General features: G+C 71.9%; 21 protein-coding genes. 12 read left to right on the top strand and 9 right to left on the bottom strand.

From position 1 onward, the window contains the following. Positions 1-3 precede the first annotated feature (3 nt). A complete protein-coding gene (zapE, locus tag EDD54_RS21105) occupies positions 4-1,227 on the top strand; it encodes a cell division protein ZapE (RefSeq protein ID WP_126540564.1) in 1,224 nt (407 codons plus the stop codon). A gap of 49 nt (positions 1,228-1,276) precedes the next feature. On the opposite strand, the gene EDD54_RS21100 is transcribed toward zapE, so the two are convergent. Further along, a complete protein-coding gene (locus tag EDD54_RS21100) occupies positions 1,277-3,469 on the bottom strand; it encodes a putative bifunctional diguanylate cyclase/phosphodiesterase (RefSeq protein ID WP_165644457.1) in 2,193 nt (730 codons plus the stop codon). Positions 3,470-3,611: 142 nt separating this feature from the next. After that, a complete protein-coding gene (locus EDD54_RS21095; protein ID WP_126540562.1) occupies positions 3,612-4,238 on the bottom strand; it encodes a LysE family translocator in 627 nt (208 codons plus the stop codon). A gap of 297 nt (positions 4,239-4,535) precedes the next feature. Between EDD54_RS21095 and mdh the strand changes: the two genes are divergently transcribed. From mdh to EDD54_RS21050, 9 genes are all read left to right on the top strand, one after another. After that, entirely contained in the window at positions 4,536-5,498 is a 963-nt protein-coding gene (gene mdh, locus EDD54_RS21090; protein WP_126540561.1) for a malate dehydrogenase, read from the top strand. A gap of 107 nt (positions 5,499-5,605) precedes the next feature. After that, positions 5,606-6,802 (top strand): ADP-forming succinate--CoA ligase subunit beta, encoded by a 1,197-nt coding sequence (gene sucC, locus EDD54_RS21085; RefSeq protein ID WP_126540560.1) that lies wholly within the window; start codon positions 5,606-5,608, stop codon positions 6,800-6,802. Next, positions 6,802-7,014, top strand: a complete 213-nt coding sequence (locus EDD54_RS21080; protein ID WP_126540559.1) for a hypothetical protein — start codon at positions 6,802-6,804, stop codon at positions 7,012-7,014. The genes sucC and EDD54_RS21080 overlap by 1 nt, the downstream gene beginning before the upstream one ends. Next, positions 7,014-7,913, top strand: a complete 900-nt coding sequence (gene sucD / locus EDD54_RS21075; protein WP_126540558.1) for a succinate--CoA ligase subunit alpha — start codon at positions 7,014-7,016, stop codon at positions 7,911-7,913. Before EDD54_RS21080 ends, sucD begins: the two co-directional genes overlap by 1 nt. A 158-nt stretch (positions 7,914-8,071) precedes the next feature. Beyond that, positions 8,072-11,056 (top strand): 2-oxoglutarate dehydrogenase E1 component, encoded by a 2,985-nt coding sequence (locus EDD54_RS21070; protein WP_126540557.1) that lies wholly within the window; start codon positions 8,072-8,074, stop codon positions 11,054-11,056. 93 nt (positions 11,057-11,149) lie between these two features. Next, the gene (odhB, locus tag EDD54_RS21065; RefSeq protein ID WP_126540556.1) at positions 11,150-12,367 is read left to right on the top strand and encodes a 2-oxoglutarate dehydrogenase complex dihydrolipoyllysine-residue succinyltransferase; all 1,218 of its coding nucleotides are present in this window, start codon (positions 11,150-11,152) and stop codon (positions 12,365-12,367) included. A 13-nt stretch (positions 12,368-12,380) separates the two neighbouring features. Beyond that, on the top strand, positions 12,381-13,127 hold the full coding sequence (locus EDD54_RS23290; RefSeq protein WP_126540555.1) for an SDR family oxidoreductase: 747 nt from the start codon (positions 12,381-12,383) through the stop codon (positions 13,125-13,127). Between the two features lie 69 nt (positions 13,128-13,196). Further along, entirely contained in the window at positions 13,197-14,603 is a 1,407-nt protein-coding gene (lpdA, locus tag EDD54_RS23285) for a dihydrolipoyl dehydrogenase (RefSeq protein WP_126540554.1), read from the top strand. A 296-nt stretch (positions 14,604-14,899) separates the two neighbouring features. After that, positions 14,900-15,991, top strand: a complete 1,092-nt coding sequence (locus EDD54_RS21050; RefSeq protein ID WP_165644869.1) for an acyltransferase family protein — start codon at positions 14,900-14,902, stop codon at positions 15,989-15,991. Here the strand turns inward: EDD54_RS21050 and EDD54_RS21045 are convergent. Further along, positions 15,966-16,901, bottom strand: coding sequence for a DMT family transporter (locus EDD54_RS21045; protein WP_126540552.1), 936 nt, complete (start codon positions 16,899-16,901; stop codon positions 15,966-15,968). The genes EDD54_RS21050 and EDD54_RS21045 overlap by 26 nt on opposite strands. Before the next feature lie 460 nt (positions 16,902-17,361). Here EDD54_RS21045 and EDD54_RS21040 point away from each other — a divergent pair, with 460 nt between their 5' ends. Next, positions 17,362-17,829: a hypothetical protein gene (locus tag EDD54_RS21040; RefSeq protein WP_126540551.1), complete on the top strand. Its 468-nt coding sequence runs from the start codon at positions 17,362-17,364 to the stop codon at positions 17,827-17,829. A gap of 163 nt (positions 17,830-17,992) precedes the next feature. Here the strand turns inward: EDD54_RS21040 and EDD54_RS21035 are convergent, their stop codons facing one another. Beyond that, on the bottom strand, positions 17,993-18,940 hold the full coding sequence (locus EDD54_RS21035; RefSeq protein WP_126540550.1) for a tyrosine recombinase XerC: 948 nt from the start codon (positions 18,938-18,940) through the stop codon (positions 17,993-17,995). Between the two features lie 216 nt (positions 18,941-19,156). On the opposite strand from EDD54_RS21035, the gene EDD54_RS21030 reads away from it, so the two are divergent. Beyond that, complete coding sequence (locus EDD54_RS21030; RefSeq protein WP_126540549.1) at positions 19,157-19,465, top strand: hypothetical protein; 309 nt, start codon at positions 19,157-19,159, stop codon at positions 19,463-19,465. Positions 19,466-19,606: 141 nt separating this feature from the next. Here EDD54_RS21030 and bfr read toward each other — a convergent pair whose 3' ends face one another. The 5 genes from bfr to EDD54_RS21005 all read right to left on the bottom strand — a co-directional run bounded on the left by bfr (position 19,607) and on the right by EDD54_RS21005 (position 24,024). Beyond that, positions 19,607-20,089 (bottom strand): bacterioferritin, encoded by a 483-nt coding sequence (bfr, locus tag EDD54_RS21025; protein ID WP_126540548.1) that lies wholly within the window; start codon positions 20,087-20,089, stop codon positions 19,607-19,609. A gap of 111 nt (positions 20,090-20,200) precedes the next feature. Continuing rightward, positions 20,201-20,449 (bottom strand): (2Fe-2S)-binding protein, encoded by a 249-nt coding sequence (locus tag EDD54_RS21020; protein WP_126540547.1) that lies wholly within the window; start codon positions 20,447-20,449, stop codon positions 20,201-20,203. A 97-nt stretch (positions 20,450-20,546) separates the two neighbouring features. Next, entirely contained in the window at positions 20,547-22,034 is a 1,488-nt protein-coding gene (locus EDD54_RS21015; RefSeq protein ID WP_126540546.1) for a glucosamine inositolphosphorylceramide transferase family protein, read from the bottom strand. Positions 22,035-22,133: 99 nt separating this feature from the next. Continuing rightward, on the bottom strand, positions 22,134-22,883 hold the full coding sequence (locus tag EDD54_RS21010) for a phosphatase PAP2 family protein (protein WP_126540545.1): 750 nt from the start codon (positions 22,881-22,883) through the stop codon (positions 22,134-22,136). Between the two features lie 61 nt (positions 22,884-22,944). Continuing rightward, on the bottom strand, positions 22,945-24,024 hold the full coding sequence (locus EDD54_RS21005) for a polysaccharide pyruvyl transferase family protein (protein ID WP_245515843.1): 1,080 nt from the start codon (positions 24,022-24,024) through the stop codon (positions 22,945-22,947). Positions 24,025-24,045 lie beyond the last annotated feature (21 nt).

The raw sequence follows: 24,045 nt of genomic DNA, 5'->3' as shown, positions 1-24,045 counted from the left end.
GCCTTGACCTCCCATCCCCATCCGTCCGCCCCGGCCGACTACGGCGCCGATCGTCCGACCGGCGCCTGCGTCACCGCGGCCTACGACCGCCTCGCCGCCGCCGGCGAGATCACCGCCGATCCGGCCCAGCGTGCCGTCGCCGCCGCGCTCGACCGGCTGCTGCGCGACCTCGGCGAGCGCAAGCTCGCCGCCAAGGGCTCGGCGCTCGGCTGGCTGTTCGGCCGCGGCCGCCGCACGGCCAACGGCCCGGGTCCGCGCGGGCTCTACGTCTGGGGCGGGGTCGGGCGCGGCAAGACCATGCTGATGGACCTGTTCTTCGGGCTGGTGCCCGTGGAGACCAAGATCCGCCGCCACTTCCACGTCTTCATGGCCGACGTCCACGCGCGCGTCCACGCCGCCCGCCGCGCCATCGCCGCCGGCGCCGAGCGCGACCCGGTCGCCGCGGTCGCCGACGCCATCGCGGCCGAGACCACGCTGATCTGCTTCGACGAGTTCGCCGTCACCGACATCGGCGACGCCATGATCCTCGGCCGCCTGTTCACCCGGCTGTTCGACCTCGGCGTCACGCTCGTCGCCACCTCCAACGTCGAGCCCGGCCGGCTCTACGAGGACGGTATCAACCGCGACCACTTCCTGCCGTTCGTCGGCCTGTTGCAGCGACGCTGCGAGGTGCTGCACCTCGGCTCGCCCAACGACTACCGCCTGCGCACCCTGGCGCGCGCCGACGTCTGGTTCTCGCCCCTCGGCCGCGACACCGACGTCGCCGTCGAGCGGCTGTGGACCCGGCTCACCGGTGCCGAGCGCGGCGCGCCGCGCGCCCTCGCCGTCGCCGGCCGTACGGTGACGGTGCCCGAGAGCTCCGGCCCCTACGCCCGCTTCGCCTTCGCCGACCTCTGCGGGAAGCCGCTCGGCGCCGCCGACTACCGCGCCGTCGCCGCCGCCTTCGACACCGTCTTCGTCGAGCGCGTGCCGGTGCTCGACCACGCCCGCCGCAACGAGGCCAAGCGCTTCATCACCCTGGTCGACACGCTCTACGACGAGGGGATCAAGCTGGTCGCCTCGGCCGCCGCCGAGCCGACCGCGCTCTACGTCGCGACCCACGGCACCGAGGCCTTCGAGTTCGACCGCACCGCGAGCCGCCTGATCGAGATGCGCTCCGAGGCCTATCTCGCCGCCCCGCGCCGCGACGGAGCCGCGGCGGACGCGGAGACCGGATCGCCGGCCTGACGCCGCGCCCGCGGTGTCCCGGCGCACCCGGCGCCGCGCCGGACCGCCGTCAGGGACTCGGGATGAACACCCGGCCGGCACGGACCCGGCCGAGCTCGGGCAGGCCGAGCAGTTGCGCCGCCCGCCGCTGCGTGAAACCGGCGAGGAAGCCGGGCACGTCGGCGGCCGGCATCGGCCGGGCGAACAGGTAGCCCTGGCCGGCGTCGCAGCCGTTCTCGCGCAGGAAGCGGCACTGCCAGCCGGTCTCGACGCCCTCGGCGACAACGCGGATGCCGATGTTGCGGGCCATGCCGAGCACCGCCTGCACGATCGCCCGGCTGTCACCGTCGGTCTCGAGCCCCGCCACGAAGGAGCGGTCGATCTTCAGCCACGACATCGGGAACTTCTTGAGGTGGGTCAGCGAGGCGTAGCCGGTGCCGAAGTCGTCGAGCGACAGCGCGATCCCCGCCGCCTCGAGGGCGGCGAGCACGTCGAGGGCGACGCCGCCCTCGCGCTCGAGCAGCACGCTCTCGGTGATCTCGATTTCCAGCCGGTCGCGCGACAGGCCGGCCGCGGCGAGGGCGGCGGCGACGCTGGCGGCGAAGTCCGGCCGGCGCACCTCCGCGGTCGCGACGTTGACGGCGACGTGGCCGAACGGGAGTTCCGCGTCCTGCCAGGCGCGCATGTCGGCGATCGCCGCGGCGAGCATCCGCTCGCCGATCCGACAGGCCAGTTCGGGGTCCTCGAAGGCGTCCGAGATGTCGGCGGGCGAACGCGTCCGCTCGCCGTCGTGCCAGCGCAGCAGCGCCTCGAAGCCGATCACGGCGCCGCCGGCGAGCGAGATCTTGGGCTGGTAGTAGGGCACGACCGCATCGCGGGCGAGCGCGTCGCGGGCGTTGCGCAGCACGCTGGCGCGGCGCTCGATCGCCGTCCGCATCGCCGGGTCGAAGCCGCGCACCCGGCCGCGCCCGCAGGCCTTGGCGGCGTAGAGCGCGATGTCGGCGTTCTTCAGGAGCCGCCCGGGATCGTCGTCGAAGCAGGGGTGGATCGAATAGCCGACCGTCGCCGTGCAGGGCACCGGCACGTCGGTCCGGGGCACGCAGACGCCGATCGCCTCGATCAGCGCCGCACCGAGCGCCGCGGCCGCGTCGGACTCGATCCCCTCGACCAGGATGCCGAACTCGTCGCCGCCGAGGCGCGCCACCGTGGCGCCCGGCGGCACGACGGCGCGGATCCGCGCAGCCGCCGCCTGCAGCACGCGGTCGCCGGCGTCGTGGCCGAAGCCGTCGTTGACCTCCTTGAAGCCGTCGAGGTCGACCAGCAGCACCGTCACGCACCCGCCGTCCCGGCGCGCCGCCACCCGGTCCAGGGCGGCCTGGAACACCGCGCGGTTGGCGAGGCCGGTCAGCGGATCGGTCTCCGCGGCGAGCCGGATCGCCTCCTCGGCGCTGCGGCGGCCGTGGACGTCGGAGATGATGCCGACCCACTCCACCACCCGTCCGGCACCGTCCTTGAGCGGCACGCCGCGGTCGACGACCCAGTGGTAGCCATCCGAGGCGGCGTGGCGCAGGCGGTATTCGTTGGTGTAGGCGGTGCCCGCGGCGATCGCGGCCCGCACGGTGCACAGCACCGCCTCGCGATCGTCCGGGTGCACGGCCGCGAGCCAGCCGAACGGGGTGGCCTGCAGGCCGTCCATGCCGGTGAAGACGTTCCAGCCGGCGCCGTCGCCCGTCGACTGGGTGGCGTCGGCGTGCCACACGATCTCGGCGGTGGCGTCGATCAGCGCCCGGTGGCGCCGGAGCGACAGGTCGAGAGCCTCGTGGGTGCGCCGCTGTTCGGTGACGTCGTGGAAGGTTCCGACCCGGCGGACGAACCGGCCGGCGTCGTCCACCACGGCCCGGCCACGCGAATGGATCCAGCGCACCGCGCCGTCGTCGCGGCGCACGATCCGGAAGGTCGCCTCGCCGATCGCGTCGACCGAGAGAAAGGTGACGCGGTTGTGGCCGCGGACCGCGTCGCGGTCCTCGGGGTGGACGCAGGCGAGCAGGAGTTCCTCGCTGGCCTCGGCGTCCGCGGAGAGGCCGAGCATCGCCTTGAGCTCGTCCGACCAGCGGCGGCGGCCGGTCCCGATGTCGACGTCCCAGATGCCGAGCCCGGTGGCCTCGACCGCGAGGCGCAGCCTGAGCTCGCCGTCGCCGATGGGTGCGTCGGCCGTTTCGCCGTCCGCTGCCAGAGCGCCCCCGCCCCCGTCCCGCTGCAGCACCGTCACCGTCCGTGTTGATCCGAGTGTCGAGCGACTTCCGGACCGACCCTAGCGGGAATGCGTAAAGAAATGTCTGACCATTCGGCGGTGATTGCGGATGTCGTCGACGCCGCGTAAACCACGCCGCGCCGGGTCCGCCGGATCACGAGGCGGGCGCCCGCCACGCCGCGGCGAGCGCGCCGGCGCCGACCAGTAGCGAGCCGCCGACACGGTTGACCGCCCGCTGCACCGACGGCCGCCGGATCCCACGCCGCGCCGCCGAGGCGAGCAGGGCGTAGGCGAGCGCGTTGGCGCTCGCCAGCACCAGGAAGGTCGCCTCGGCGACCGCCATCTGCGGCAACAACGGATCGCCGGCCACCAGGAACTGCGGCACGAAGGCGACGAAGAAGACGATGCTCTTCGGGTTGAGCGCGGTGACCGCGAAGGCGTGCAGGAAGATCCGCACCGGCCGCGCCTCCGCCGGCGCGGTCGCGTCCGCCGCGGCGATCGGCGCCCGCCACAACTTGACGCCGAGCCAGACCAGATAGGCGGCGCCGACCCACTTCAGCGCCGTGAACAGCGCCGCCGAGGTGGCGAGCAGGGCGCCGAGGCCGAGCATCGACGCGGTCATCGCCGTGAAGTCGCCGAGCGCGACCCCGGCAACCGTGGCGGCGGTCGCCCGCCGGCCGTGGCCGAGGGCGTAGGACACCACCAGGAGGACCGTCGGTCCGGGGATCGCCAGCATCACGGCGGAGGCGAGCGCGAAGGCGAGCCAGTGGTCGAACGACATCGGCGGAACTCCCGGAAGACCCCTTTCGACCATGGATCCACGATCCGCGCCCGGGTGCAAGCGCGTCGTCGGCACACCCGTCGCGATGCGTCCATGGCATACCTGACGTATACGTAAGTTATATCGCAGACCTCGCGGACCGCGCATTCCCCGACACTTCGGCTGGTCTCGCCGAAGGCTGATAAATTCGTCGTATTGGCCCGATAGCCTGCTTGCACCGCAGCAAGGACCGGGGTAATGCGATCCAAGCTGAAGTCGGTTCAGTTGACCTTTACGTAAACGGAAGGCGCAAGAACGATGGCGCGGAACAAGATCGCTCTCGTCGGTGCAGGTCAGATCGGTGGCACGCTCGCCCACCTCGTGGGCCTGAAGGAACTCGGTGACGTCGTGCTGTTCGACATCGCCGAGGGCGTGCCCCAGGGCAAGGCGCTCGACCTCGCCGAGTCCTCGCCGGTCGACGGCTTCGACAGCCGCATGTCCGGCACCCAGGGCTACGAGGCCATCGCGGGCGCCGACGTCGTCATCGTCACCGCCGGCGTGCCGCGCAAGCCCGGCATGAGCCGCGACGACCTGCTCGGCATCAACCTGCGCGTCATGGAGCAGGTCGGCGCCGGCATCGCCAAGTACGCCCCGGACGCCTTCGTCATCTGCATCACCAACCCGCTCGACGCGATGGTGTGGGCGCTGCAGAAGTTCTCCGGCCTGCCGAAGAACAAGGTCGTCGGCATGGCCGGCGTGCTCGACAGCGCCCGCTTCCGCTACTTCCTCGCCGAGGAGTTCGGCGTCTCCGTCAAGGACGTCACCGCCTTCGTGCTCGGCGGTCACGGCGACACCATGGTGCCGCTGACCCGCTACTCGACCGTCGCCGGCATCCCGCTGCCGGACCTCGTCAAGATGGGCTGGACCACCCAGGAGAAGCTCGACCAGATCGTGCAGCGCACCCGTGACGGCGGCGCCGAGATCGTCGCGCTGCTGAAGACCGGTTCGGCCTTCTACGCCCCGGCCGCCTCGGCGATCGCCATGGCCGAGTCCTACCTCAAGGACAAGAAGCGCGTCCTGCCGGTCGCCGCACACCTCGGCGGCGAGTACGGCGTCGAGGACATGTACGTCGGCGTGCCCGTGGTGATCGGCGCCGCCGGCGTCGAGCGCGTCATCGAGATCGAGCTCGTCGGCGACGAGAAGGCGCAGTTCGACAAGTCGGTCGGCGCGGTCAAGGGCCTCGTCGAGGCCTGCAAGACGATCGCTCCCGCCCTGAAGTAAACAGACCCCGACGGACGAGGGCCGCGCGGCGAACGACGCGGCCCCGTCGCCCCAGGGTTTCCGTATCCCCCGCCCTTCCCGTCCCCACTCCTCCTAAGGACGTCCGGATGAACATCCACGAATACCAGGCGAAGGCCATCTTCAAGCAGTTCGGCGTGCCGGTGAACCCGGGCGTCGCCGTGCTGTCGGTCGACGAGGCCGAGGCCGCCGCCAAGTCGCTGCCCGGCCCGCTCTGGGTCGTCAAGAGCCAGATCCACGCCGGTGGCCGCGGCAAGGGCAAGTTCAAGGAAGCCGACGCCGGCGAGAAGGGCGGCGTCCGCCTCGCCCGTTCGGCCGACGAGGCCGCCGCCTTCGTCCGCCAGATGTTCGGCAAGACGCTGGTGACCGTGCAGACCGGCCCCGCCGGCAAGCAGGTCAACCGCATGTACATCGAGAGCGGCTCCGACATCGAGAAGGAGCTCTACCTCTCGATCCTCGTCGACCGCGCCACCTCGCGCGTCGCCTTCGTCGCCTCCACCGAGGGCGGCATGGACATCGAGGAAGTCGCCCACTCGACGCCGGAGAAGATCGTCACCTTCTCGATCGACCCGGCCACCGGCTTCATGCCGCACCACGGCCGCACGCTCGCCAAGGCGCTGAACCTCTCGGGCAATGCCGCCAAGCAGATCGGCCCGGTCGCCTCCAAGCTCTACGACGCCTTCGTCGGCACCGACATGGCGATGCTCGAGGTCAACCCGCTGATCGTCACGCCGGCCGGCGACGTCGTCGCCCTCGACGGCAAGGTCAGCTTCGACTCCAACTCGCTCTACCGCCACCCCGAGATCGTCGCCCTGCGCGACGTCACCGAGGAGGACGACAAGGAGATCGAGGCGTCGAAATACGACCTCGCCTACATCGCCCTCGAAGGCACCATCGGCTGCATGGTCAACGGCGCCGGCCTCGCGATGGCGACCCTCGACATCATCAAGCTCTACGGCGAGGAGCCGGCGAACTTCCTCGACGTCGGCGGCGGCGCCACCGAGGAGAAGGTCACCGCGGCCTTCAAGATCATCACCGCCGACCCGAACGTGAAGGGCATCCTGGTCAACATCTTCGGCGGCATCATGAAGTGCGACGTCATCGCGCGCGGCGTCCTCGCCGCGGTGAAGGCGGTCGGCCTCCAGGTCCCGCTGGTGGTGCGCCTCGAGGGCACCAACGTCGAGCTCGGCAAGCAGATCATCGCGGAGAGCGGCCTCAACGTCCTCGCCGCCGACGACCTCGACGACGCCGCCCAGAAGATCGTCGCCGCCGTGCGGGCCAAGTGATGGAACGGGGGGCGATCCAAATCTTTGCCAACTGGCTGCCGCCCCTCCTCATCGTCATCGCGATGTTTTGGGTCCTGAGAAACTCGGCGAAGCGCAGCAGAAATAATTTCGAGCAGGTCAAGAAGATCAATGAAGATCTTCTGGATTTGAATCGCCGGATGCTCATCGCACTCGAAGACATCAAAGCCTTGTTGAAGGATCGGAATCCCTAATGCCCATCCTGATCGATCAAAATACCAAGGTCCTGACCCAGGGCATCACCGGCAAGACCGGCACGTTCCACACCGAGCAGGCGCTGGCCTACGGCACGCAGATGGTCGCCGGCGTCACCCCGGGCAAGGGCGGCTCCAAGTGGACCGCGGCCTCCGGCCAGGAGCTGCCGGTCTACGACACCGTGCTCGAGGCGAAGATCGCCACCGGCGCCGACGCCTCGGTGGTCTACGTGCCGCCGCCGTTCGCCGCCGATTCGATCTGCGAGGCGATCGAGGCGGAGATCCCGCTGGTCGTCTGCATCACCGAGGGCATCCCGGTGCTCGACATGGTGCGCGTCAAGCGTGCCCTGTCCGGCTCCAAGACACGGCTGATCGGGCCGAACTGCCCGGGCGTCGTCACCGCCGGCGCATCGAAGATCGGCATCATGCCGGCCAACATCTTCCGCAAGGGCTCGGTCGGCATCGTGTCGCGCTCCGGCACGCTGACCTACGAGGCGGTGTTCCAGACCTCGAACGAGGGCCTCGGCCAGACCACGGCCGTCGGCATCGGCGGCGACCCGGTCAAGGGCACCGAGTTCATCGACGTCCTGGAGATGTTCCTCGCCGACCCCGACACCCACTCGATCGTCATGATCGGCGAGATCGGCGGCTCGGCCGAGGAGGACGCGGCGCAGTTCATCGCCGACGAGGCCAAGCGCGGCCGCAAGAAGCCGATGGTCGGCTTCATCGCCGGCCGCACGGCGCCTCCGGGCCGCCGCATGGGCCACGCCGGCGCGATCATCTCGGGCGGCAAGGGCGGCGCCGAGGACAAGATCGCCGCGATGGAGGCCGCGGGCATCCGCGTCTCGCCGTCGCCGGCGCGCCTCGGCAAGACGCTGGTCGAGGTCCTGAAGGGCTGATCCGGCCGCCGCGGGGGCTCGCCCCGGCGCGGCGCCGACACCATCTGACGAACCGGGCCGGCGCGGGAGCGAGATCCCGCGCCGGCCGTTCCCCCGAGGAGGCGGCGACGAACGCCGCCCCGCACCTGAAGGACGGGGCCCGCGGTCCCGGTGGCGGCATGGCACGGCAAGACGAGAACGACGCTTTTGCGCTGACCTCTTTCCTCTATGGCGGCAACGCGGCCTACATCGAGGACCTCTACGCCCGCTACGAGAAGGATCCCGCCACCGTCGACGCGGAGTGGCGCACCTTCTTCGCCGCCCTCGGCGACCAGAAGGTCGAGGTCGAGAAGAACGCCAAGGGCGCGCCCTGGAAGCGGCCGGACTGGCCGATCGTCCCCAACGGCGAACTCGTCGCCGCCCTCGACGGCAACTGGGGCGAGACCGCCAAGAAGGTCGAGAAGAAGATCGAGGCCAAGGTCGCCGAGAAGGGCGCCGCCGTCAGCCCCGAGCAGGTCCAGCAGGCCACGCGCGATTCCGTGCGCGCCATCATGATGATCCGCGCCTACCGCATGCGCGGCCACCTCTACGCCAACCTCGACCCGCTCGGCATCGCCAAGAAGGGCGACCACGAGGAACTGCACCCGGCCTCCTACGGCTTCGGCGAGGCCGACCTCGACCGCAAGATCTTCATCGACAACGTGCTCGGCCTCGAGTTCGCGACCGTGCGCGAGATGGTCGAGATCCTGCGCCGCACCTATTGCGGCACGCTGGCGGTCGAGTTCATGCACATCTCCTCGCCCGAGGAGAAGGCCTGGATCCAGGAGCGCATCGAGGGTCCGGACAAGCAGGTCGCCTTCACCCGCGAGGGCAAGCGCGCCATCCTCAACAAGCTGGTCGAGGCCGAGGGCTTCGAGAAGTTCCTCGACGTCAAGTACACCGGCACCAAGCGCTTCGGCCTCGACGGCGGCGAATCGCTGATCCCGGCGCTCGAGCAGATCATCAAGCGCGGCGGCAACCTCGGCATCCGCGAGATCGTGCTCGGCATGGCCCACCGCGGCCGCCTCAACGTGCTGACCCAGGTGATGGGCAAGCCGCACCGGGCGCTGTTCCACGAGTTCAAGGGCGGCTCCTACGCCCCCGACGACGTCGAGGGTTCCGGCGACGTCAAGTACCACCTCGGCGCCTCGTCGGACCGCGAGTTCGACGGCAACAAGGTCCACCTCAGCCTGACGCCGAACCCCTCGCACCTCGAGATCGTCAACCCGGTCGTGCTCGGCAAGGTCCGCGCCAAGCAGGACCAGATGGCGACCGTGTTCGAGGGCGACATCATCCCGCTGCGCGAGCGCACCAAGGTGCTGCCGCTGCTCCTCCACGGCGACGCCGCCTTCGCCGGCCAGGGCGTGGTGGCCGAGTGCTTCGGCCTGTCCCAGCTGCGCGGCCACCGCACCGCCGGCTCGATCCACTTCATCATCAACAACCAGATCGGCTTCACGACCAACCCGCATTTCTCGCGGTCGTCACCCTATCCGTCCGACGTCGCCAAGATGATCGAGGCGCCGATCTTCCACTGCAACGGCGACGACCCCGAGGCCGTCGTCTACGCCGCCAAGATCGCGGTCGAGTTCCGGCAGAAGTTCCACAAGCCGGTCGTCGTCGACATGATCTGCTACCGCCGCTTCGGCCACAACGAGGGCGACGAGCCGGCGTTCACGCAGCCGATCATGTACAAGAAGATCCGCGGCATGCGGACGACGCTGCAGATCTACGCCGAGAAGCTGGTGTCCGAGGGCGTCGTCACCGCCGACGAGGTCGAGGGCTGGAAGAACGAGTTCCGCGCCCGGCTCGACGGCGAGTTCGACACCGGCCAAGCCTACAAGCCCAACAAGGCCGACTGGCTCGACGGCGCCTGGGCCGGCCTCAAGGTCGCGGACAGTTTCGACGAGCAGCGCCGCGGCCACTCCGGCGTCAACATGGACACGCTGAAGGACATCGGCCGCAAGCTCACCACCATCCCCGAGGGCTTCCGCGTCCACCGCACCATCCAGCGCTTCATCGACGCCCGCGCCAAGGCGATCGAGACCGGCGAGGGCATCGACTGGGCCACCGGCGAGGCGCTCGCCTTCGGCTCGCTCGCCCTCGGCGGGCACAAGATCCGCCTGTCGGGCCAGGACTGCGAGCGCGGCACCTTCAGCCAGCGCCACTCGGTGCTCTACGACCAGGAGACCGAGGAGCGCTACATCCCGCTCGCCAACCTGTCGCCGACCCAGGCCCGCTTCGAGGTCATCAACTCGATGCTGTCCGAGGAGGCCGTGCTCGGCTTCGAATACGGCTACTCGCTGGCCCGCCCGAACGCGCTCACCCTGTGGGAGGCCCAGTTCGGCGACTTCGCCAACGGCGCCCAGGTGGTGTTCGACCAGTTCATCTCCGGCGGCGAGCGCAAGTGGCTGCGCATGTCCGGCCTCGTCTGCCTGCTGCCGCACGGCTACGAGGGCCAGGGTCCCGAGCATTCCTCGGCCCGCCTCGAGCGCTGGCTGCAGCTCTGCGCCGAGGACAACATGCAGGTCGCCAACTGCACCACCCCGGCCAACTACTTCCACATCCTGCGCCGGCAGCTGACACGCGACTTCCGCAAGCCGCTGATCCTGATGACGCCGAAGTCGCTGCTGCGCCACAAGCGGGCGGTGTCGAAGCTCGTCGAGTTCGGCCCCGAGACCTCGTTCCACCGCCTGCTCTGGGACGACGCCCAGTCGGCGCCGGAGACGCTCACGGTCAAGCTGAAGCCGGACGCCGAGATCCGCCGCGTCGTGATGTGCTCGGGCAAGGTCTACTTCGACCTGCTCGAGGAGCGCGAGAAGCGCGGCGTCGACGACGTCTACCTGCTGCGCGTCGAGCAGCTCTACCCGTTCCCGGCCAAGGCGCTGGTGGGCGAGCTCGGCCGCTTCCCGCAGGCCGATATGGTCTGGTGCCAGGAAGAGCCCAAGAACATGGGCTCCTGGACCTTCGCCGAGCCCTATCTCGAGTGGGTGCTGAAGCAGATCGGCGCCAAGCACGGCCGTCCGCGCTACGTCGGCCGCGCCCCGGCCGCCGCCACCGCCACCGGCCTGATGTCCAAGCACCTCGCCCAGCTCGCCGCCTTCCTCGACGAGGCCCTCGGCGAGTGAGCCCTCGCGGCCGGAGCGCGCCCGACGCGGCGAGCGCTCCGGCCGCCCCTTCCCGACGAACATCCTTCCGTATCTTTCGAGAGACCGCACGTCATGGCGATTGAGATCCGCGTTCCGACCCTCGGCGAATCCGTGACCGAGGCGACCATCGGCCGGTGGTTCAAGAAGGCGGGCGAGGCCGTGAAGGCCGACGAGCCGGTCGTCGAGCTCGAGACCGACAAGGTCACCATCGAGGTTCCCGCCCCCGCCTCCGGCACGCTCGCCGAGATCCTGGTCGCCGCCGGCGAGACCGTCGGCGTCGGCGCCCTGCTCGGCAGCCTCTCCGACGGCGGCGCCGCCGCGGCCGCCCCCGCCGCCCCGGCTCCGGCCGCCGCCCCCGCCGCGCCGGCCGCCGCCGCCGCGCCCGCGCCGGCCGCGACGGCGATGCCGCCGGCGCCGTCCGCGGCCAAGCTGATGGCCGAGACCGGCGTCGCCGTCGACGCCGGCTCCGGCAAGCGCGGCCAGGTGCTGAAGGAGGACGTCCTGAAGGCGATCGCCGGCGCCGCCGCCGCTCCGGCCCCGGTGGCCGCCGCCGCACCGGCGCCGCGTCCGGCCGCCCCGGCCGACGACGCCGCCCGCGAGGAGCGGGTGCGCATGACCAAGCTGCGCCAGACCATCGCGCGCCGCCTCAAGGACGCGCAGAATTCCGCGGCCATGCTGACCACCTTCAACGAGGTGGACATGACCAACGTGATGGCTCTGCGCAACGCCTACAAGGACCTCTTCGAGAAGAAGCACGGCGTCAAGCTCGGCTTCATGGGCTTCTTCGTGAAGGCCTGCATCCAGGCGCTCAAGGAGATCCCGGCGGTCAACGCCGAGATCGACGGCCAGGACATCATCTACAAGAACTACTACCACGTCGGCGTCGCCGTGGGCACCGAGAAGGGCCTCGTGGTCCCGGTGGTGCGCGACGCCGACCAGATGTCGATCTCGGCGGTCGAGAAGAAGATCGGCGAGTTCGGCAAGCGCGCCCGCGACGGCCAGCTCAAGATCGAGGAGATGCAGGGCGGCACCTTCACGATCTCCAACGGCGGCGTCTACGGCTCGCTGATGTCGACGCCGATCCTGAACGCGCCGCAGTCGGGCATCCTCGGCATGCACAAGATCCAGGAGCGGCCGATGGTCGTCGGCGGCAAGATCGAGATCCGGCCGATGATGTATCTCGCGCTCTCCTACGACCACCGCATCGTCGACGGCAAGGAGGCGGTGACCTTCCTCGTCCGCGTCAAGGAGAGCCTCGAGGATCCGCAGCGCCTGGTGCTGGACCTCTGAGGACGAGCGAGCGATGAGCGACCGCGTCCTCGTCGTCACCGGCGGCAGCCGGGGCATCGGCCGGGCGACCGCGCTCGCGGCCGCCGCCGACGGCTTCGACGTGGTGTTCTCATACGTCTCCGACGCCGGCGCCGCGGAGAGCCTCGTCGCCGAGATCGGCGCGGCCGGCGGCCGCGCGGTCGCGGTCAGGGCCGACGTCGGCGTCGAGGCCGACGTCCTCGCCCTGTTCGCCGCCGCCGACGCCGTCGGCCGGGTCGCCGGCCTCGTCAACAACGCCGGCGTGGTCGACCGCGCCGCCCGCGTCGACGAGATGACCGTCGCCCGGCTCGAGCGGATGTTCCGGATCAACGTGATCGGCAGCGTCGTCGCCGCGCGCGAGGCGGTGCGGCGGATGTCGACCCGCCACGGCGGCCGCGGCGGCGCGATCGTCAACCTGTCCTCGGCCGCCGCCCTGCTCGGCGCGCCCGGCCAGTACGTCGACTACGCCGCCGCCAAGGGGGCGATCGACAGCTTCACCGTCGGCCTCGCCCGTGAGGTCGCCGCCGAGGGCGTCCGCGTCAACGCGGTCCGCCCCGGCATCATCGACACCGACATCCACGCCTCCGGCGGCATCCCCGACCGGGCCGAGGCCATGCGCGGCGCGATCCCGATGGGCCGGGCCGGCACGGCGGCGGAATGCGCCGCCGCCGTCCTCTGGCTGCTGTCGGACGCCGCATCCTATACGACAGGATCGATTGTCACCGTCTCGGGCGGGCGCTAGGCCTCCCCGCCATCACCAGACATCGCTGCCCGCGCGAGCCGGGCCAGCGCGCGAAGGAAGCCCGACCCCATGTCCTACGACCTCATCGTCATCGGCACCGGCCCCGGCGGCTACGTCTGCGCCATCCGCGCCGCCCAGCTCGGCCTGAAGGTCGCCGTCGTCGAGAAGCGCGGCGTCCACGGCGGCACCTGCCTCAACGTCGGCTGCATCCCCTCGAAGGCGCTGCTGCACGCCTCCGAGCTGTTCGCCGAGGCCGGCCATTCCTTCGCCAAGCTCGGCATCGACGTCGGCACCCCGAAGCTCGACCTTTCCGCGATGATGGGCCACAAGGACGCGACGGTGAAGTCGAACGTCCAGGGCATCGACTATCTCTTCAAGAAGAACAAGATCGACGCCCACCTCGGCGCCGGCCGGATCGTCGCGCCGGGCCGGGTCGAGGTCGCCATGAACGACGGCTCGGGCGTGAAGACGCTGGAGGCCAAGGCGATCGTGATCGCCACCGGCTCCGACGTCGCCTCGCTGCCGGGCATCGTCATCGACGAGAAGACCGTCGTGTCCTCCACCGGCGCGATCGCGCTGCCGGCGGTGCCGGGCAAGCTGGTGGTGATCGGCGCCGGCGTGATCGGCCTCGAGCTCGGCTCGGTGTGGTCGCGCCTCGGCGCCTCGGTCACCGTCGTCGAGTATCTCGACCGCATCCTGCCGGGCATGGACGGCGAGGTCGCCAAGCAGTTCCAGCGCATGCTGGAGAAGCAGGGCTTCGCCTTCAAGCTCGGCCGCAAGGTCACCGCCGTCACGCCGGTCGAGGGCGGCGCCACTACCGTGACCTTCGAGCCCGCCGCCGGCGGTGCCGCCGAGACGCTGGAGGCCGACGTCGTGCTGGTCGCCGTCGGCCGCCGGCCCTACACCGACGGCCTCGGCCTCGACGAGGTCGGCGTCGCGCGCGATCCTCGCGGCCGCGTCGTCACCGACGCCCACTACCGCACGTCGGTCGCCGGCATCTACGCCATCGGCGACGTCATCGTCGGGCCGATGCTCGCCCACAAGGCCGAGGACGAGGGCGTCGCGCTCGCCGAGATTCTCGCCGGTCAGGCCGGCCACGTGAACTACGACGTCATCCCGGGCGTGGTCTACACCATGCCGGAGGTCGCCGCCGTCGGCCGCACCGAGGAGGACCTGAAGGCCGCGGGTATCGAGTACCGCGTCGGCAAGTTCCCCTTCACCGCCAACGGCCGCGCCAAGGCCAACCTGTCCACCGACGGCTTCGTCAAGGTGCTCGCCGACGCCGCCACCGACCGCGTGCTCGGCGCCCACATCGTCGGCGCCGGCGCCGGCGAGATGATCCACGAGATCGCGGTGCTGATGGAGTTCGGCGGCTCGTCGGAGGACCTCGCGCGCACCTGCCACGCCCACCCGACCCTGTCGGAGGCGGTCAAGGAGGCGGCACTCGCCGTCGACAAGCGCCCGATCCACATCTGAGGCCCGCCTCGTAAAGTCCCGGCGCGCCGGGACTTTACGAAGTCTCGGCCTTACGGCCGGCGCGCGCCGGGCGCTCCCCGCACGCAATGCTCCGACCACGGCCGGGAACGCCGCGCGCTCGGTACGAGACCTCGCCCGGGGTCCCGACTGCCGGCATTCCCGGCGATTCTGCCGTCCGGACATCCACGGATACGAATCCGTTCCAATTTTCTCGAATTGCCCTCGGATTTGGAGAAACGGCGCAAGGAACCGGTGAGGTTTGGCCGACAAGCTGGTCCCGAACCGAAGGACCGGACATGCCGACGACGCCTCCCGCCTCCCGCCTCGCCTGGCTCGACCACGTCCGCGCCGCCGGCATCCTGCTCGTGGTCGCCGGGCACGCGATCCGCTCGCTCGACCGCAGCGGCCTGCCGACCGCCGACTGGCTCGTCGCGCTCGACGACGCGATCTACTCCTTCCACATGCCGCTGTTCTTCATGCTGGCCGGCATGACCCAGGGTCTCGGCCGCCGCAAGGGCGTCGCCGCCGCGCTGCAGGCGCTGTTCTGGGGCATCGTCCTGCCCTATCTGATCTGGTCGTCGGTCTGGGTCGCGCTCAAGACCGGCTTCGCCGACGCGGTCAACGCTCCCGTCACCGGCTCGCCCTTCGCCATCCTGTGGCAGCCGATCGACCATTTCTGGTTCCTCTACACCCTCGCCATCCTGCGCATCGTCTGGATCGGCGTCGAGGCGACCGGCAGCGCCCTGGCGCGCCGGCTGGCGATCCTGGTCCCGCTCGTGGCCGCCTTCGTCGGCCTGCCCGCCGCCGGCGGCCCGGTGGTCGACACCTACCTGTTCTTCTGGGCCGCCTTCTACGGCGTCGGCGTCGTCGCCGTGCACGAGGCGCCCGAGATCCGCGGCCGCGCCCTCGTCCTCCTGACGCTCGTGGCCGAGGTGGTCTGGCTCGGCGCCATGGTGCTCGATCCCGCCGCGGTCGACGCGGACTTCGGCCCGGTCCGCACCCTGATCGCCTTCGCCGGCGTCTTCACCCTGATCGGCACGGTGCTGATCTGCGCCCCCGGCGGGCTTGCCGGCCGCCTCGCCGGCTTCGTCGGCGAGGCCTCGCTGGCGATCTTCCTGACCCACACCCTGTTCGGCGCCGTCGCTCGGCTCGCCTTGGAGCGCCTCGGCCTGCTGTCGCCCGGCACGCTGCTCGTCGCCGCGATCGTCGCCGGCGTCGTCGGGCCGACGCTCGCCTATGCCGCGGTGCTCCGGGCCGACGCCGCCCTCGGCCGCCCGTTGGCGCGCTGGATCGGCTTCGGCACCCAGCGCCGCTCGCACTATTTCGACCTCGGACGACCGGCACGCGCCGCCGGCGGCGCGGTCAGCCTCGACGGTCGAGCAGGGTGAACAGCCCGACGCCGCCGACCACCATCGCCGTCCCCACCACGTCGGCGACGGTGACGGTCTCGCCGAGCACCAGCACCGCCAGGATCAGCGTCGCCACCGGGCTCAGTGTCCCGATCACCGCGTTGGCCTGGGCCGAGATCCGCGACAGCGCCGCGTTCATCAGGTAGGTCGGCAGCACGGTCGCGCCGATCGCGATCGCCAGCGCCGCCTGGAACACCGGCGCGGACACGGCGAGGTCGGACAGCGGGCGCGTCGCGACGAACTGCAGCCCGGTGCCGAGCGCCGCCCCGCTCATCGCCACCGAGGTGAACAGCGGTGCGCCGAGCCGGCCGATCACCGGCTTGGCCAGCAGCTGGTAGAGCGCGAAGGCCACCGCCGACGACAGCACCCACGCGACACCGACCGCCACCGCCGCGCCCTGGTCGCCGACGTCGGTCAGGAAGATCAGCGCGAGGCCGGCGTAGCTGACGGCGAAGGCGCCGAGCGAGGCGCGCCGGAACGGCAGGCCGAACAGCGCCGCGCCGAACAGCACCACGAACAGCGGATAGGTGAACAGGATCAGTCGCTCGAACTGCGGCGACAGCGTCTCGAGGCCCTTGAAGTCGGTGTAGCTGGCGAACCAGTAGCCGACGAGGCCGACCCCGATCGCCTTCAGGAGGTCGCCGACCGCCGGCGCCGCGGCGCCGCGCCGGCGCGCGCGCGCGTAGGTGACCAACCCGATCGTGACGAACACCGGCGCCGACAGCGCCATCCGCAGCGTCAGCAGCGTGATCGCGTCGACCGAGCCGCCGTAGGCGAGCTTGATCAGCACGCCCTTGGCCGAGAACAGGATCGCGCCCGCGGCGGCGAGCAGGTAGCCGGCGAGCGGCACGGCCGGCCGCGGCACGGCGGTGGCGGAGGGAGCGGACATCGGGCGGAATCCTCGGCTGGCGCCCCCCGGCTCGGCACCCGGGGTCCGGGGGCGGGAGCCTCCGGGCCGGGTAGCACGCCCGGCCGCGCCGCCGCAAGCCGGGCCGCGGCCGGCGGTCGCCGCTTCACGCGATTGCGATGGATCAAGGCCGGAAACGTCGAGGAAACATATGCTCGGAAGCGTCGGAGCTCGCCTGCCGGCGAAATCCAACGACAAGAAACCATCCCCCGCGCCGGCCGACGACGTCCCGGAGCGGCCGGTCCTCGTGGCTCGTCGCCCGGACCGGCCGCCGTCGGGGTTTCGTGACGTCGCGGCCCACAGGCGGCTCCGAGGAGGTCCGACCGCCGGTCTTGCCGTCGCGCGCGAGGAGCACCCGACGGCGCACCGGCCGAAGGACCGCGATGCCGCATCGGCCCGATCGCTCGGCACGGTGCGGGACCGGTACCACAGGAGGAAACCCATGCGTCCGTTCGCTTCGCTTCCGCTCGCCGCCGCCCTGGCGCTCGCGCTCGCCGCCCCCGCCACCGCCGCCTGCAACACCGCCAGACTGGCGGGCTCGTGGTCGATCACGGCGGGCCTGTTCAACTGCGTCGCGACCGTCGGTGCCGACGGCAGCTTCCCGGCCGCCAAGTGCGAGGGCGCGACCCTGCCGGGCTCGTCCGCGGCGCTCACCGCCGTCACCCCGATCGGCCCGGTGACGCTCGGCACGCTCGCCATCGACACCGCCGGCACGCTCTCGGGCAAGCTGGCGCTGAGTTCGGTGTGCAAGCTCACCGGCAACTTCGTCTTCACCGACACCAAGGGCGGCCGGACCGGCATGACCGTGCGCGGCCGCACCGACGACCAGGTCAACATGTTCGCCGCGACCGCGGTCAACCGGACCGTCGGCAAGGAGGTCCTGATGAGCTTCGGCGGCTATCGCAACTGACACCGGGCTCGCGACGTTCCGACCTCGAGTCGGAGCGTTGTGGGCGAGGTGCGCCGGATGGACGCCGGCCGGATGGCCGAAACCGCGCAAAGTCCCGGCGAGTCGGGGCTTTGCGAAACCGGTATGGGACCGGGCCCGGCGGCCCGATCCCCGCGCACCCGCGTCACGCGCGCGGGTGCGCCTCGGCCCAGGCCTTCATCAGGCGGTCGGCGTCGACGGCGGTGTACATCTGGGTGGTGCCGAGGCTGGCGTGGCCGAGCAACTCCTGGATCGTGCGCAAGTCGCCGCCGGCGCCGAGCAGATGGGTGGCGAAGGAGTGCCTGAGCGCGTGCGGCGTCGCCGAGGCCGGCAGGCCGAGGGCACCGCGCAGCCGCTCCATGGCGCGCTGCACCACCCGCGCGGCCAGCGGCCCGCCCTTCTCGCCGACGAACAGCGGCCCGTCCTCGGCCGGCGTCCAGGGACAGGCCGCGACGTAGTCGGCCACCGCCGCCGCCACCTTCGGCAGCACCGGCACGACCCGCGTCCGCCCGCCCTTGCCGGTGACGCGGATGGCGCCGGCGTCGATCGCGGCGCGGTCGGCCCGCGTCAGCCCGAGCGCCTCGGAGATGCGCAGGCCCGAGCCGTAGAGCAGCGCCAGCACCGCGGCGTCGCGCGCGGCGACCCAGGCGTCGGAGGCGAGCTGGCGCTCCGGCGCCACCACCGCCAGCGCGTCGGCGACCGGCAGCGGCCGCGGCAGCCGCCGCGCCAGCTTCGGCGTCCGCACCGCCGCGGCGGCGGCGCTGGAGCCGAGCCCTTCCCGTTCGAGATGACGGATCAGCGAGCGCACCCCGGCCATGCCGCGCCCAAGCGTCGCCGCACCCGCGCCGTCGCGGCGGCGGTCGGCCAGGAAGGCGCGGAAGTCGGACGGCGCGAGGCCGACGACGGCGGGAACGCCCGGCGGCTCGCCGAGATGGCCTGTGAGGAAGCGGCAGAACTGCTCGACGTCGCGGCCGTAGGCCTCGACGGTCTTCGGCGACATCCGCCGCACCGCCGCGAGTCCCGTCCGCCAGCCCGCGACGGCGTCGGCGAGGTCGGGCGCCATCACGACCAGGAAGGCGGGGTCCGGCGACATCGGGGGCGGCTCCGGCGAAGGTTCGTCTCGGTCCGACCCTGCCCCCTCCGGCTGAACGATTCCTGAATGCCGGGTTCGGACCGGGTTCAGCGCGGGCGGCCTATCCATGGTCCCACGACGCCGGCTCCCCGGCGCCCGCTTCGCCCCGGTTCCCGGCGCGGAGCACCGCCAGGCGCCGGCCGGAAGGCCGCCATCGACTCGAGAGGAGATCCGGTCATGATCGACGTCCGCAGCCTGCGTACCGGCGTGATCGCCGTCGCGGCGCTCGCCGCCACCGTCCTGCCGGCCGCGGCCGACGGCTTCAGCTTCGGCTTCCGCTTCGGCGATCCCGAGCCGCGCTGGGGCTGGCGCGCGCCGCCGCCCCCGCCGCCGGTCTACTACCGCGGCGGCTGGCGCAACGACCCGCCGCCGATGGTCCGGGTCTGCCGTCCCGGCTGGGTCACCCGCAAGTTCCGCGACGACTGGGGCCGTGTCTACAAGGTCGTCCGTGTCCGCGAGCAGCAGTGCCGCTGGGTGCCGCGCTGACGCCGGCCCCCGGCCGGCCGAAGGGGCACCGGGGCGCGGGAAGCCCTCCCGCTCCCCGGCGGGCCGGCCTGAGCGGGCGCCGCCCGCAGGGCCGAAATCCCGCACGCGACCCGACAGATCCGGTCGCGTGCGGAACCGGTGTCACTCCTTGTCGGCGCTGTCGGCGTTGAGCAGGCCGTAGCGCTCCTCGCCGATCTTGTCGAGCAGGGCGATCTGGGTTTCGAGGAAGTCGGTGTGGCCTTCCTCGTCCTTCAAGAGTTCCTCGAACAGCTGCATCGAGACGTAGTCGCCCTCTTCGTGGCAGATCTCGCGGGAGCGGCTGTAGGACTTCACCGCCTCGAGTTCGCCGGCGAGGTCGGCCTCGAGAATTTCGCGCAGCGTCTGCCCGATCCGGAGCGGCGCCAGCGTCTGCAGGTTCGGGTGACCTTCCAGGAAGATGATGCGCGCGATCAGCTTGTCGGCGTGCTGCATCTCCTCGATCGACTCGCGGCGCTCCTTGGCGGCGAGCTTGGTGAAGCCCATGTCCTCGAGCAGCCGGTAGTGCAGCCAATACTGGTTGACCGCACCGAGCTCCAGGAACAGCGCCTGGTTCAGCCGTTCGATCACCTTCTCGTTGCCACGCATCTCCACCTCCATCCGCCGTCGCCGGCACGAGCCGTCCAGGGGCCCTCGCCCCCCTTCGCCGAACCAACGGCGACGGCGGTCGATCCGTTCCGGCCCCGATACCGACAGAGCTTACGCGGCGGAGCGGTCGCGATCCACCGCGTCGACGGTTTCCTCCACCAGCGTCCCGCCGTATTCGGCGGCGGCGGCGCGGATCACGGAGATCGCGTTCGGGAAGCAGCCGCAGCAGCGCCCGCGCCGGCCGAGCGTCATGTAGACGAGGCCGGGGGTGAGCAGCCGGTGGGGATCGGCGGAGAGCAGGTCGAAGACCGCGCGGCGAATGTCGCGATCGGTGATGACGTTGCAGTGGCAGACGATCATGAGGTCCGGACCCGCTGACGACGGCACGACGGCCGGGCGGCCGCGCCATGCGACCGGCCCGCATATAGTTGATGATTAGACTCCGGTTTTAAAGCCGTCAATCCGGACGTGCCACGACGACCGGTCCCCGTATCCGGGGCCCGAACACGTCGACCACCTCGAGCCCGCCGCCGCGGTTCCAGGTGTGCAGGCCGAGCAGCGGCGCGGCCGGGCGCACCCGGCGCACCACGGTCTGCGCCGGGCGGGCGCCGAGGTCGTCCATGGCGGCGAAGGCGAGCGCGCCGCCGTAGCGTTCCGAGCTGTCCTGCACCGGGCGGACGACCCGTCCGCCGACGTGGAAGGGCGCACCGGCCGGCCGGGCCGTGCGGACGTCGACCAGGAACGGGCCGTCGCCGCAGCGCCGCCACGGGCCGCGCAGCGCCGGGGCGCGCCAGAGTTCGACCGCGTCCCAGGTCGAGCACCAGCGCGCCCGGCCGTTGGCGAACATCGCCCATCCCTCGCCGTCGCGCATCGGCGAGGCGTCCGAGAGGTCGCAGCCGGAGATCAGGACCGTGTCGAGTTCCCAGCGGCCGGGAAAGTCGATGCAACGCCACAGTTCCACCGTGCCGCGTCCCGAGGTCTCCGGCACCATGTAGAGCGTGCCGTCCTCTTCCAGCAGGTAGGGATAGGAGAGGTGGCAGTCGAGTTCGAGCACCGGCCGGAGCGCGCCCGGCGTGCCGTCGGCGGCGATCTCGACCGACGAGATCACGCCCTTGCCGGTGGAAAACGGCAGTTCCTCCACGAACACCACGCGCCGGCCGTCGCGCGCCGCCGGGAACGGGTCGGCGAGAAAGCGGGCGCCGTCGTCGGGGATCAACCGAAAAGGGCGCCCGGCGAGGTCCGGGATCCCGTCGGAACCGTCGTCGGGGCGGACGCCGACGTGCCATTCCGGCTTCAGCCGCAGCATCCGCCCGAGCCGCCGGGTCGCGACGTTGGCGATCGAGGCCGCCATGAACCCGGCCGCCGATCCGGCGCGGACCGCCGGCCCGGGCGTGGCGACCGGCCCGAGGTCGATCGCCTCCGCCGGCCGTCCCGCCGCGACCTGCCGCGCCGCGCGCGCCACCAGGTCGATCGCCCGGCCGTAGATGTTGGAAAGGCCGGCGACGAACACCGAGCGGTTCTCCACCGCCACCGCCCAGGCCACCAGCCGCCGGCGCTCGGTGCCGTCCTCGAGGTCGAGCGTCAGCACCGGCGTCGTGCCCGCGGTCATCGCCGCGGCGGCGCCGAGGTCGACCGGCAGGCCGTCGCAGCGCAGCACCAGCCGCCGCCCGGTCGCCGGACCGGCCGCGAGGTCGATCGCCAGCCGTCCGGCCGCGACCGCGGCCTCGCCGGCGGGCGGCGCGGGGTCGGGCAGCGCCGGATGCCCCGGGCGCACGCCGCGCACCAGCCGCTCGAGCTCGATCAGCAGCCGCACCGGCGTCGGCAGCGGCGGCGCGGCGACGCGCACCACCTGCACCGCTTCGCCCGTCGCCGCCGCCACGGCGTCCACCGCGGCCCGGTGCCAGACCATGGCCGCAGGGGACGGCAACACGAGCGCGAACGACATGGATCCTCCGGTGGCCGGCCAACGGCACGGACTATGGCGATTTCGCGGCCGGGTTCAACCGCTTCGTCCGACAAGTTCCGCGCGAGGCCGGCGCCGGCCTCACTCCGCGCGGTCGGAATCGATCCGGCCGCGCCGCTGCAGCAGCGCCACCACCAGCCACCACGCCGCCGCCCAGGCGAAGCCGACGGCCCAGCCGGCCAGCACGTCGGTCGGCCAGTGGACGCCGAGATAGACCCGGCTCGCCCCGACGATCAGCACGATGGCGACCGCGGTGCCCATGGCGAAGGCCTTGAGCCGGCGCTCCGGCAGCACGCGCATCAGGAGCGCGCCGAGGGTGAGATAGGCGATCGCGGTCATGGTGGCGTGGCCGCTCGGAAAACTCGTGGTGTAGACGTCGACCACGTGTGGCACGAGGTCGGGCCGCGGCCGGTCGAACCACTGCTTCAGCGCCGTCGACAGCAGCGTGCCGCCGCCGATCGACAGCACGGTCAGCCCCGCCGCGCCCTTGCGCCCGGTCAGGAGCAGGAAGGCGACCGCGACCGTGGTGATCAGGCCGATCACGGCGAAGCCGCCGAGGGTGGTGAGGTCGCGCGCGGCGATCTCCAGCCAGGCCGGGCCGATCGGATCGGTCGGGTCGGCCGGATTGCGCAGGGCGAGCAGCAGCGTGCGGTCGAAGGCGCCGGTGTCGCCCTCGGCGACCTCGTCGGCGATCGCCACGAACAGCCAGGCCGACAGCGTCAGCACGAAGCCGGCGGCGAGCAGGCGGCCCTCGCGGCGGACGCGGAGGGTGAGGCGGCGGAGGCCGCGCGGGGCACCGCGGCCGGGGTGGGGATCGCTGGCGGAGGTCATGGCGTCAACGTGGGCGCGGGCGCGCGCGCCGGCAAGGGTCCGACGTGGCGCCGGACCGTTCTCACCGCGTCCGCATCAGTCGCGCCAACCGCCGGGCCGGCGCGCTGCGGCGCAGCCAGTGGCGGAGGTCGAAGCTGTGGCGGAGCTGCATGTCGCGCACGAGCGGCAGGTCGAACACCGTGCCGCCCTCCGGCGCGCTCACCGGCGCGGTCGCCATCGGGAAGGCCGCGATCAGCGCGTCGCCGTCGAAGGTCCGCGGCGTCCAGCGTTTGTCGACCACCCGAATCAGCTTATCCCAGTCGGTCGGCAGCGACAAGGGCTGCATGTAGACCGGAAGCTTCTCCACCTTCAGCCCCATGTAGAGGTCGAGGATGCGCAGGTCGATGTTGGCGCCCTTGCGCATCGGGTAGACCGCCGGCCCGATCTCGTGGGCGCTCTGCTGGAAGTGCAGGCAGGGGATGCCGTAGGATTCCGCGAAGACGAGCCCGTGCAGGCTGGTCGAGACGATCCGCTTGCAGGCGAGGATCTCGTCGAGCTTGGCCTTGATGCCGGCGGTGGTCGGCGCCGAGATCGTGTTGATGATCCGGACCGCCCCGCGGAGCGAGGGCGGCACGTGGTAGCGGATCAGCTCTTCGCGGGTGCCGGTGTCGAGGGCGCGGCTCTCGAGTTCGGAGAGGTGCACGATCACGCCGAGTTCGGCGGTGCGCTCGATCTTCGGGTCGTAGAAGCGCGGCAGCAGCCAGACCGGATCGCCGAACACGCCGTCGAGGTCGGGGCCGTCGCGCCCGCCGAGCAGCCCGCGCGAGACCGGCCCGCGCGTCGCGGCGAGGTGGAGGCGCGTGCCCGGCGGCGGCGCGTAGGGCGTGCGGTCGCCGGTGCTCGGTCGGGCGAGGTTGGACGAGCCGGAGCCCCAGACCCAGGCCTCGCCGCCGACGACGCCGTGGCCGATGGTGCCGACCGCCGCCATCCGCGGCTCGCGCGAGCGGAACGGCACCCGCTCGATCGGCCGGCCGGAGACCAGCGCCACCATCACCGGGGACAGGGCGTCGCCGACGTTGACGTAGTCCGCGCGCATGCCGCTGCCGGCCCAGCACAGCGGGATCGCGCCACGGCGCTCGACGATCTCGGCGAAGGCGGTCAAGGAGGGTTCCGTCGCGACGGT

The sequence above is a fragment of the Oharaeibacter diazotrophicus genome, assembly GCF_004362745.1.
Classification (GTDB): domain Bacteria; phylum Pseudomonadota; class Alphaproteobacteria; order Rhizobiales; family Pleomorphomonadaceae; genus Oharaeibacter; species Oharaeibacter diazotrophicus.
This window is presented reverse-complemented; position numbering and strand designations above follow the sequence as displayed.

Coding starts and splice junctions, on each gene's coding strand:
- EDD54_RS21050 (WP_165644869.1), top strand. CDS start 14,900: ATGCCGACGACGCCTCCCGCCTCCCGCCTCGCCTGGCTCGACCACGTC.
- EDD54_RS21070 (WP_126540557.1), top strand. CDS start 8,072: ATGGCACGGCAAGACGAGAACGACGCTTTTGCGCTGACCTCTTTCCTC.
- EDD54_RS21010 (WP_126540545.1), bottom strand. CDS start 22,883: ATGACCTCCGCCAGCGATCCCCACCCCGGCCGCGGTGCCCCGCGCGGC.
- EDD54_RS21080 (WP_126540559.1), top strand. CDS start 6,802: ATGGAACGGGGGGCGATCCAAATCTTTGCCAACTGGCTGCCGCCCCTC.
- sucC (WP_126540560.1), top strand. CDS start 5,606: ATGAACATCCACGAATACCAGGCGAAGGCCATCTTCAAGCAGTTCGGC.
- EDD54_RS21030 (WP_126540549.1), top strand. CDS start 19,157: ATGATCGACGTCCGCAGCCTGCGTACCGGCGTGATCGCCGTCGCGGCG.
- odhB (WP_126540556.1), top strand. CDS start 11,150: ATGGCGATTGAGATCCGCGTTCCGACCCTCGGCGAATCCGTGACCGAG.
- lpdA (WP_126540554.1), top strand. CDS start 13,197: ATGTCCTACGACCTCATCGTCATCGGCACCGGCCCCGGCGGCTACGTC.
- EDD54_RS21095 (WP_126540562.1), bottom strand. CDS start 4,238: ATGTCGTTCGACCACTGGCTCGCCTTCGCGCTCGCCTCCGCCGTGATG.
- EDD54_RS21015 (WP_126540546.1), bottom strand. CDS start 22,034: ATGTCGTTCGCGCTCGTGTTGCCGTCCCCTGCGGCCATGGTCTGGCAC.
- EDD54_RS23290 (WP_126540555.1), top strand. CDS start 12,381: ATGAGCGACCGCGTCCTCGTCGTCACCGGCGGCAGCCGGGGCATCGGC.
- EDD54_RS21020 (WP_126540547.1), bottom strand. CDS start 20,449: ATGATCGTCTGCCACTGCAACGTCATCACCGATCGCGACATTCGCCGC.
- mdh (WP_126540561.1), top strand. CDS start 4,536: ATGGCGCGGAACAAGATCGCTCTCGTCGGTGCAGGTCAGATCGGTGGC.
- sucD (WP_126540558.1), top strand. CDS start 7,014: ATGCCCATCCTGATCGATCAAAATACCAAGGTCCTGACCCAGGGCATC.
- EDD54_RS21035 (WP_126540550.1), bottom strand. CDS start 18,940: ATGTCGCCGGACCCCGCCTTCCTGGTCGTGATGGCGCCCGACCTCGCC.
- EDD54_RS21040 (WP_126540551.1), top strand. CDS start 17,362: ATGCGTCCGTTCGCTTCGCTTCCGCTCGCCGCCGCCCTGGCGCTCGCG.
- bfr (WP_126540548.1), bottom strand. CDS start 20,089: ATGCGTGGCAACGAGAAGGTGATCGAACGGCTGAACCAGGCGCTGTTC.
- EDD54_RS21045 (WP_126540552.1), bottom strand. CDS start 16,901: ATGTCCGCTCCCTCCGCCACCGCCGTGCCGCGGCCGGCCGTGCCGCTC.